General features: G+C 62.4%; 6 protein-coding genes. 1 reads left to right on the forward strand and 5 read right to left on the reverse strand.

Features of this window, described 5'->3' with window-relative positions; genetic code table 11:
- The 5 genes from PQQ52_RS34370 to hemE all read right to left on the reverse strand — a co-directional run.
- Positions 1-230: hypothetical protein (locus PQQ52_RS34370; RefSeq protein ID WP_408221451.1), on the reverse strand; the 230-nt coding region annotated here is incomplete at its 3' end.
- 594 nt (positions 231-824) lie between these two features.
- Positions 825-1,070: a hypothetical protein gene (locus tag PQQ52_RS34375; RefSeq protein WP_408221452.1), complete on the reverse strand. Its 246-nt coding sequence runs from the start codon at positions 1,068-1,070 to the stop codon at positions 825-827.
- The gene (locus PQQ52_RS34380; protein WP_408221454.1) at positions 1,070-2,500 is read right to left on the reverse strand and encodes a YeiH family protein; all 1,431 of its coding nucleotides are present in this window, start codon (positions 2,498-2,500) and stop codon (positions 1,070-1,072) included. Before PQQ52_RS34380 ends, PQQ52_RS34375 begins: the two co-directional genes overlap by 1 nt.
- Before the next feature lie 170 nt (positions 2,501-2,670).
- Entirely contained in the window at positions 2,671-4,917 is a 2,247-nt protein-coding gene (locus tag PQQ52_RS34385; RefSeq protein WP_408221456.1) for a primosomal protein N', read from the reverse strand.
- Between the two features lie 464 nt (positions 4,918-5,381).
- The gene (gene hemE, locus PQQ52_RS34390; RefSeq protein ID WP_408221458.1) at positions 5,382-6,482 is read right to left on the reverse strand and encodes a uroporphyrinogen decarboxylase; all 1,101 of its coding nucleotides are present in this window, start codon (positions 6,480-6,482) and stop codon (positions 5,382-5,384) included.
- A gap of 218 nt (positions 6,483-6,700) precedes the next feature.
- On the opposite strand from hemE, the gene PQQ52_RS34395 reads away from it, so the two are divergent.
- Positions 6,701-7,498 (forward strand): transporter substrate-binding domain-containing protein, encoded by a 798-nt coding sequence (locus PQQ52_RS34395; protein WP_408221460.1) that lies wholly within the window; start codon positions 6,701-6,703, stop codon positions 7,496-7,498.
- Positions 7,499-8,390: the final 892 nt, after the last annotated feature.

Raw genomic sequence — 8,390 nt, forward strand, 5'->3', positions numbered from 1 at the left:
TGCGACGCACCGTCTTCCTCCTGCTCCACCGCGGCGCCGTCAGCCAGATCGGCCGAGCCGGTATGGCCCGACAATTCAGGCGGCAATTGACCGTGCTCGATCTTTTCGAGGTATGCGAAGATCGCCTGCTTGATCAGCCAGTGCGGAGTGCGTTCGAGGCGAGTGGCGGCATCTTTCAGCCGGGAACGCAGGAGGTCGTCAACTTTGACGCCGAGGGTGGTGCTAGCCATGTTTCCTTCTTCGGAGACCAGACGAATTCGCTGGCGAAAGACTAAAAGTTGAGCGAATCGTACGCTTCCCAATAAAAAGGTGCAACCATGCATCGTGCATGGTTGCACCTTCATGAAAGCCTTGTACAGTGGGGGTTTGCGGCGGATGGCGCCGCGCGTGGCGACGACGGTTGCGATCAGTACTTTCCCTGGCGTGATTCTTTTCGCTTTTACCCTTATCAGATTGCGCGGCGTGCCGTTATACAGACATGGATAGTCGCGGCCGCGAGGCACGCACAAAAAAACGGTACGGGGTTTTAGAGGACTGGCGAAATGGAAAAGTGGTTGGTGGTATTGGGCATCTGGGCGATGTGTGCGACCTGCGCTGTGCTGTTTATCCGCGGCGCGACAGGTGGCTCGGGCAAACGCGCGGCTTCAGAAAGGGGCGCGCGCCCGGCATCGCGCGCATCGGCTGGCGATGCGCGGGCAGCTTTGAACGATTGAGTGACTAAGACCGGCGACAGGCGATAGACGTAGGGACGCCGGTTTCGACTGACACAGCAAGCAGTGAATGTGCGCCGCCCGGTTCAACCCGCGGCGACGCAGAGACGCGCGTCACTGATGCGGCATCGGCTGGAACTGTGCGCAGGTGTCGTCGGGCGAAACGAGCTGGTCGTGCAAACGGCATAGCCGGCTGTCCGCCACGCTCGCGCCAAACCCCGAACTGAACACGGCGAGACCCGGAATGCTCTGCTCCAGTGAATGCCGATCTTCGGCGCGATACCGGCAGCTTGCACAGCGCGGCGCACACGCGTCGCCGCGTGCCTGGGCGGTGCCGGCGATGCGGACAGCCTCGCTCATTACGAGCCCTGCCCCAAGGTATTCCAGTACGGTGCGAACACGTGCGCGGACAGCGCGTAGCCGATGGCGATATTGACGACCACGCCCGCCGTGAAGGCGAGGAACGGCTTCAGCCCGGTCGCCGACAGCGCACGCAGGCGCGTGGTCAACCCGATGCTCAGGAAACAGAACGTGAACGCCCACGTGCGCAGTGCGGTAATCGGCGCAACGAATTCGGGCGTGACCACCCTACGGTAGTCGGCCAACGAGTAGTGGCTGGCGATCCACGTCACCAGCGCCGAAGCGATCACGAAGCCGATCACGAATTTCGGAAAACGCGCCCAGATCTCACCCGCCTTGGCCGTGGCTTTGACGCCGCTGTCCTGCGATTCCCAGCGCGTCGTCGCGACAATCGCCAGCACGAACGCCCAGATACCGATCCAGATATCCCGGCCGACCACCTTCATCAGCGTGAATGCCTGCAGCGACGCTTCCGGTGCGCCCGCGATCACGCCGCCCGCGTGCTTCGCGAAGTCGCCATAGGCTTGCGCCGCAGCGATACCCGCGGCATCGGCGAATTCTGACGTGCCGATCCACGCGCCCGCCACCGCCGTAGATAGTCCTAGCGAACGCGATGCGAACGGAAGCACGAAGATCATCACGATCGCCCACAACACGACCAGCGTGATCGCTACCGATGCCTGTTCGCGCTTGGCCCGCACCGCGCCGGCAATCGCAATCGCTGCCGACACACCGCATACCGCGCCGCCCACGCCGAGCACGGCCGCAAACCGTCGGTCGAGGCCGAGTGCCTTGCCGGCAAAGAAGATCACGAAGAACGTCACGAGCGAGACAATGGACGCCTGCCCAACCGCGACCGGCCCCGCCCACACCAGCAAGGTGAACGGCAGCGTCGCGCCGAGCAGCACGATGCCGACCTTGATGTAAAACTCCACGCGCAAGCCCGCTGAAAACCACTCGGGCAACTTGAACACGTTGGAAATCAACAGGCCCAGCGCCAGCGCGACGAGCGGCGGCTCAAGATTGTATTTCGACGCGTTGACCCACGCGCCCAGCGTGAAGATCAGCGCCGATGCAATGAACAGGATCAGGAACGACGCCAGAAAAGCGCCGACCCGCTGTTTCAGCGCGGCGAGACTCACGCCGAAGAGCAGCGCGAACACGACGAACAACGCAACATAGTTTGGCAGATGCTTGCCGATGTCCTGCGCGGCCTGTCCCACGTTCGACCATTTAACCGGTGCTACCGCCAGCCATTTGATGCTGCTGCCCGAGGCGAACAGCGCCCAGGCAATCACGATCACCAGCAGGCCGACCCAGACGGCCCACCAGTCTTCAGTCGAAAAGAGTCCGCCACCGTGCGTGCTGTGGCCGCTGCGCGGTTTGCTGGGCGCGGCGCCGGTAGGCAGCGTCTGGTTGGTATCGCTCATCGCAAATGCCCCGAGAAAGTTAAGGTGCATCGGCGCGGGATTTTTGAGTTTTGCCTGAAGATGCGCCGATTCGGCGAAATATAGGCGAGCGACGTCGCAAAACGAAACGACCATTCGCTCTATGAATATGACTTAAAGAAGTAACGCCGCGAGGCGGCCTGCAGCGGACGTCAGATGTCGAGCGGGTCGACTTCGAGATTCCAGCGCAGCACGCCTTTCACGCCGCGCAGCATCGGTTGCCACGCACGCAACGTAGCCTGCAACGCGGCCCGCGACGTGCTCTCGATCAGCAATTGCGCGCGATGCACATGCATCACTTTGACGATGGTGAGCGGCACGGCGTCGTAGACGGTCACGCGCTCGGCAGCAGGAATCTCCGTCAGCGCGGCGGCGGCCTGCTGCAGGAAGGCGAGCGCGGCTTCGAGCGTGCGGCCTTCGGCGCGCAGCAAGGCCTGATAGGCGAACGGCGGCAGATGGGCGTCGCGCCGCTCGGCCAGCGTCGAATTGGCAAAGCCGACGTAGTCATGCCGCCCCAGCGCGTGATACAGCGCATGGCGCGGATAGCGCGTCTGCACCAGCACTTCGCCCGGCAAACCGGCACGGCCGGCCCGCCCGCTCACCTGCATCAATTGCGCGAAGAGGCGTTCGCTTGCGCGGAAGTCGTGTGAGAACAAGGCGGTGTCGGCGTTCAGCACGCCGACCAGCGACACTCGCTGGAAATCGTGGCCTTTCGCGATCATCTGCGTGCCGACGAGGATGTCGACCTCGCCTGCATGGACATCGGAAAACAGCGCCTGTGCACTGCCTTTGCGGCGCGTGCTGTCGGCGTCGATGCGCAGCACGCGAGCGCCGGGCACCGCGCTCGCCAGCGTTTCTTCGACGCGCTGCGTGCCGCGTCCCATCGGCGCGATGTCGACATTGCCGCAGTCCGGGCACGCGTGCGGAATGCGCGATTCCCAGCCGCAGTGATGACAGCGCAGCGCGCGTTCGGGCTTGTGCAACACGACATAGGCGCTGCAGCGGGGACAGCCGGCGACCCAGCCGCAAGCGTCGCAGGCGAGCTGCGGCGCGTAACCGCGCCGGTTCAGGAACACGAGACTTTGCTCGCCACGCTCGAGCGTCGCTTTCAACGCGGCGATCAACGGCCCGGACAAACCCTCCACGGAGGCCCGTCCGCGTCGCCGCTCCTCTTCCAGATCGACCAGCCTGACGGTCGGCAGGACAGCCTCGGCGACTGCACGGCGCGACAGGGTAAGACGCTTGTAGCGTCCCTGATCCGCTTGCCACCAGCTTTCCAGCGACGGCGTGGCCGAGCCGAGCACGACCGGCAAATCGAGTTGCTTGGCGCGATAGATCGCCAGATCGCGCGCCGAATAGCGCAAGCCTTCTTGCTGCTTGTAAGCCGGATCGTGTTCCTCGTCGACGACGATGATTGCGAGTTTCGGCAGTGATGCGAGCACCGCCAGCCGCGTGCCGAGCACGATGCGGGCGCGACCGGTGTGCGCGGCGAACCAGTTGCGAGCGCGTTCGCCTTCTGCGAGACCGCTGTGCAGCGTGACGATCGACGTGCCTTCGAGCGCCGCAAAGCGCGCACGGAAGGCTGACTCGAACTGCGGCGTCAGATTGATTTCAGGGACGAGGACGAGTGCCTGCGCGTCGGGCTTCGCCGCCAGAATCTCGGCGAGCGCGCGCAGATATACCTCGGTCTTGCCGCTGCCCGTCACGCCGTGCAGCAGGAACGGCGCGAAGCCGTTCGCGTCGCGGATCGCTTCGACTGCGCTCGCCTGTTCACCGGTGAGGGTGGGTAGGTTGGGCACGGGGGTATCCGGCGATGCAGGAGCGGCGAGCACTTCGGCGGCTTCGATCACCTCCAGCGCGACCCAGCCTTCGGCCTGCCATGCGTCCAACGTTGCAATGGCTTTGGGGTGGAGCGCGCGAGCGTCGGCGGCAATCAGAAACTCGGCCTCGGCTAGGGCTTGAGCAAGCTTGCGCAACGCACTGGCGCGCGCAGGCAAAGTTCCTGGCAACGCGGCGCGCCCCTCCGCCGTCAGGCTGTATCGCTCTTCCGGTGCGAACAGACGCGACCAGCGCGAGGCATCACGCAGCGCTTGCGGCAAAGCGGGCAAGGCCACTTCCCCGAGGCCGCGCTGATAGTAGTCGGCGGCGAAGGCCGTGAGAGCCAGCCATTCGGCCGACACCGGCGGGCAGGCTGTGCAAACATTGTCGACCGACCGCAGACGCTCAACGGGCACATCACTGTGAGTGGTCACTTCGCACACGAGGCCCACCACGTGACGCTTGCCAAACGGCACGCTCACCAGCATGCCCGGCGCGACACGCTCAGGCGTGTCGCAGCGGTAGTCGAACAAAGTCGGCAACGGATGATCCAGCGCGACGCGGACGAACACGTCACTCACGCGGCAGTGCGGATCGGGTAAACGGATGCGGCACGACGCCGCATCACGGCATAGGCCGGGCAAACGGCGAACCCATCGAAGTTAAAGTAAAACTTCAATTTCGGCGCTAAGTTTTGGATTCGGCTGAACAATTGCAATCGGTTCGCTTGCCTGTGGATAACTTTGTTGAGAACTTCGCTCAGAAGGGCGTGGAACCGCGCTGCAGCGGCCTTCTGTGGGATTCCGCACATTTTGTCGTGGCCCCGTGAAACCCTTGCCAGACAAGGCTTAGATCAAATGCGCCCGCAATGTGCAAGAGCCAGAACACGACTAAAGCTTCTACCGCGCCGCAGCGTGATCAATGTGCATAAGTCAAGTCTTGACTTTCGCGAGACCGCCATCTGACGGCCCATTGACTGTAATTTTTCCCTTAGAGCGAGAGCCCAGTTCGCTGCGTTGCAACAATAATGGCAACGTTTACGGCGTCAGCCTGGTGCATGCGCGCCGCTGCGAATCGCGCGGCTATGACGATGCACTTCGTCCACGAGTTCGGCAACATTCTCCGGCGGCGTGAATTGTGAAATGCCGTGGCCGAGATTGAAAACGTGGCCAGGATGATTGCCGAAGCTGTCGAGCACCGCGCGCGCTTCCATCCGGATCGAAGCCGGCGGCGCGAACAGTACCGAAGGATCGATATTGCCCTGGAGTGCCACCTTGCTACCCACGCGCTCGCGCGCCTTGCTCAGGTTCACCGTCCAGTCGAGACCGACGGCATCCACGCCGATATCGGCGATCTCGTCGAGCCACAACCCACCGCCCTTCGTGAAGGTGATCACCGGCACTTTTTCGCCTTCGTGATCGCGCTTCAACTGGCTCACGACCTGCTGGATATATTGCAACGAGAAGCGTTGGTAGACGCCGTCCGCAAGCGCCCCACCCCATGTGTCGAAAATCATCACGGCTTGCGCGCCGGCTTCGATCTGGGCATTCAGGTACGCCGCAACCGATTTGGCGTTGACCTCGAGAATGCGGTGCATCAGGTCCGGCCGCGCGTACAGCATCGATTTGACCGTGCGGAAGTCCGCCGACCCGCTGCCTTCGACCATATAGCACGCCAGTGTCCACGGGCTGCCGGAAAACCCGATCAGCGGCACGCGTTGGCGGCCTTGCGAATCGGTAAGCGCGGTGCGGATTTCGCGCACTGCGTCGGTCACGTAGCGCAGCGTGGCGTCGATATCCGGCACAGCGAGGCGCGCCACATCGTCTTCGGTACGTACCGGCCGGGTGAATTTCGGCCCCTCGCCGGCGACAAACTCGAGACCGAGGCCCATGGCGTCCGGCACCGTCAGGATGTCGGAGAACAGAATCGCGGCGTCGAGCGGATAGCGCTCGAGCGGCTGCAGCGTAACTTCCGTTGCGTACGCCGGGTTCTTGGCCAGGCCGAGAAAACTGCCCGCGCGACCCCGCGTGGCATTGTATTCCGGCAGGTAGCGGCCAGCCTGGCGCATCAGCCAGATCGGCGTGTAGTCGGTCGGCTGGCGCAGCAGTGCGCGCAGGAAAGTGTCGTTCAGGAGTTTATGGGCCACGTTGCGTACGACTGAAGGCAAAGGGGCATTTTACCGGACCCGGCTCGCTGCATCGCGCTTGATGCGGGCAATAACTCGCGTGCACCTTGCTTGTGGCTCGCTTTTTTGCAGGCCCGTGCAGCGCCGTGGCCTGGCTGAACGGCCAATGTTCAAGCGCGAATTGCCGGGCTATCATCCAACGGCCTTACCAAACAATTACGCGCAACCAAGGAGACTCGATGAACAAGGCAGCACTCGCACTGCTCGGCATTCTGGCCGGTGTATTGATGCACACAGGCGCGGCCCAGGCGCAGACCAGCACCGCCGCCGCGGCGCCCTCACGGCTCGACGAAATCCTCGCACGCGGCACGTTGCGCGCCTGTACAACCGGCGACTACAAGCCGTACTCGTTTTACAAGCCAGACGGCCAGTTCGAAGGCATCGATATCGACATGACCGAGTCGCTCGCCAAGTCGCTCGGGGTAAAGGCGGAATTCGTCAAGACCTCTTGGTCGAACCTGATGAACGACTTCGTCGCGAAATGCGACGTCGGCGTGGGCGGTGTTTCGCCGACGCTCGAGCGCCAGAAGCGCGCGTTTTTCACGCAGGCGTACATGGTCGACGGCAAGACGCCGATCGTTCGGTGTGACGACGTCAACAAATATCAAACGGTGGCGCAGATCGACCAGCCGGCGACTCGCGTGATCGTCAATCCAGGCGGCACCAACGAGCGTTTCGCCAAGCAGTATTTCCCGCATGCGAACCTCACCGTCTATCCGGACAACGTGACGGTCTTCAAGCAGATCCTCGCTGGAAAGGCCGATGTGATGGTAACGGACGCGTCGGAGACCTTGTTGCAGCAAAAGCTGAATCCGGGTCTTTGCTCCGTGCATCCGGACAAGCCGTTCCAGTATGGCGAGAAAGCCTGGCTGCTGCCGCGCGGCGATGTGACGTTTCAGCAATACGTGGATCAGTGGTTGCATCTGGCCCGAGCAACCGGCGAATATCAGGCGATCTCGGACAAATGGCTGAAGTGACGTTTACAGGGGTCGGCCTGCACGCCCTGCCCAATCGAAAAAGCAAGGCGGCGCGGCCGATTAATAGGTCCGCATGGCTCGCATAATCGTGTAACCGGACCCCGAGGCATTAAGCAAAATCCAAACAATGTGGTTGAACAGGGGCCAACGAACCGGGCCCTTGCGTGTCTTTCCCGTGAGCACGGAATGCTGCGATGCAGCGCGCACGATCGTCCGCAAATCTGACGATTTCGTGACACTGGAAAAGCGCCTGTAATACAGCCGATGCGGCCCAAAAAAGATGAGCATGCAACCATTTCATGCGGAATCGACTGAACGGATTACGCCGCAGTATGCGTCCCGAATAGCATCAATCAGGCGTATGAAATTGCGCATGAGTCATCGGTAAAAATTACGTTTAAAACGATCCTAAATGGAAATATGTCCCGCAACGCCTTATCTGGCGGGCGTTACAACCTGAAACACTTTGTTACCGCGCTCGTAGGTTAATTCGCCCACAATGCCCTCAACGGTTTCAACACGGATGTGGCTGGGTGCGTGGTGTGAGCGGATACGATGCACTTGCCGGTCGGCGTATGCCGAAGCCCTGTAAAGGGGCATCCCTGCTGGGGCCGTAGTCGACGCAGGGTCGTCGTCTCAGTTGGTTCCATCTTTGGTCTCCTCGCGCTAACCCCGTAGCGTGTGGTTTTTAGCGGGCTCCAGGCCCGCTTTTTTTTCGTCTGGTCAAACGTTTGCGCGCTTCTCAGCGGTTCGATTTTGCGGTTTTCCAGCCGCACATTTCCCGCTAGTTAGCTTTTTCCACCGCAAACGGTTTTCCGCCAAAATGTCGGCCGGGGGGGGGGGGGGGGGGGGGGGGGGGGGGGGGGCCCCCGGGGGGGGGGGGGGGGGCCCC

It is taken from the genome of Paraburkholderia sediminicola (assembly GCF_046030555.1).
Taxonomy (GTDB): domain Bacteria; phylum Pseudomonadota; class Gammaproteobacteria; order Burkholderiales; family Burkholderiaceae; genus Paraburkholderia; species Paraburkholderia sediminicola_E.